The 1,137-nt window shown below is 66.3% G+C and carries 1 protein-coding gene; it reads right to left on the bottom strand.

Features of this window, described 5'->3' with window-relative positions; genetic code table 11:
• Positions 1–2: 2 nt before the first annotated feature.
• Positions 3–1,088: an LLM class flavin-dependent oxidoreductase gene (locus FNQ90_RS24145; RefSeq protein ID WP_182608285.1), complete on the bottom strand. Its 1,086-nt coding sequence runs from the start codon at positions 1,086–1,088 to the stop codon at positions 3–5.
• Between the last annotated feature and the right edge of the window lie 49 nt (positions 1,089–1,137).

Genomic DNA, 1,137 nt, shown 5'->3' with positions numbered 1-1,137 from the left:
TCTCAGTCCCCGCCGGTACCGGCGGGGACCGGGGCGGCGGGATGGCGAGGCGGCTCGGGGACACCGGCCGGCCGACGTGCGGCGAATTCCCGGCGCAGTACGGGAACGACCTCCTCGCCCAGGAGGTCCAACTGCTCCAGAACGGTCTTCAGCGGCAGGCCCGCGTGATCGATGAGGAACAGTTGACGCTGATGGTCACCGAAGCTCTCGCGGAAGGTGAGGGTCTTCTCGATGACCTGTTGGGGGCTGCCCACGGTCAGCGGCGTCTGCTCGGTGAACTCCTCCAGCGAGGGGCCGTGCCCGTAGACGGGGGCGTTGTCGAAGTAGGGGCGGAACTCCCGCACCGCGTCGCCCGAGTTCCTCCTCATGAAGACCTGTCCCCCGAGTCCCACGATCGCCTGTTCCGGCGTGCCGTGCCCGTAGTGGGCCCACCGCCTGCGGTACAGGTCGATGAGACGCCGGAAGTGCTCCTTCGGCCAGAAGATGTTGTTGGCGAAGAAACCATCGCCGTAGTAGGCCGCCTGTTCCGCGATCTCGGGGCTTCGGATGGAGCCGTGCCAAACGAAGGGCGGGACACCGTCCAGTGGGCGCGGGGTGGAGGTGAAGCCCTGCAGAGGGGTGCGGAAACGCCCCTCCCAATCGACCACGTCCTCCCGCCACAGGCGGTGGAGCAGGGCGTAGTTCTCGATCGCCAGCGGAATGCCCTGGCGGATGTCCTGACCGAACCAGGGGTACACCGGACCGGTGTTGCCGCGTCCCAGCATCAGGTCGACCCGGCCGTCGGCGAGGTGCTGGAGCATCGCGTAGTCCTCGGCGATCTTCACCGGGTCGTTGGTGGTGATCAGGGTAGTGGCGGTGGACAGGATCAGGCGTTCGGTACGGGCGGCGATCCAGCCGAGCACGGTGGTGGGCGAGGAGGGAACGAAGGGCGGGTTGTGGTGCTCGCCGGTGGCGAAGACGTCCAGACCCACCTCCTCGGCCTTGAGGGCGATGGTGACCATCGCCTTGATCCGTTCGTGTTCGGTGGGCGTGCGACCGGTGGTGGGGTCGGGAGTGACATCACCCACGGTGAAGACGCCGAACTGCATCACGTTCACCCGATTCATTAATTGAAGCGTCAATTACATTCTCCTCAAC

Source organism: Streptomyces alkaliphilus (assembly GCF_014141535.1).
GTDB classification, from domain to species: domain Bacteria; phylum Actinomycetota; class Actinomycetes; order Streptomycetales; family Streptomycetaceae; genus Streptomyces; species Streptomyces alkaliphilus.
This window is presented reverse-complemented; position numbering and strand designations above follow the sequence as displayed.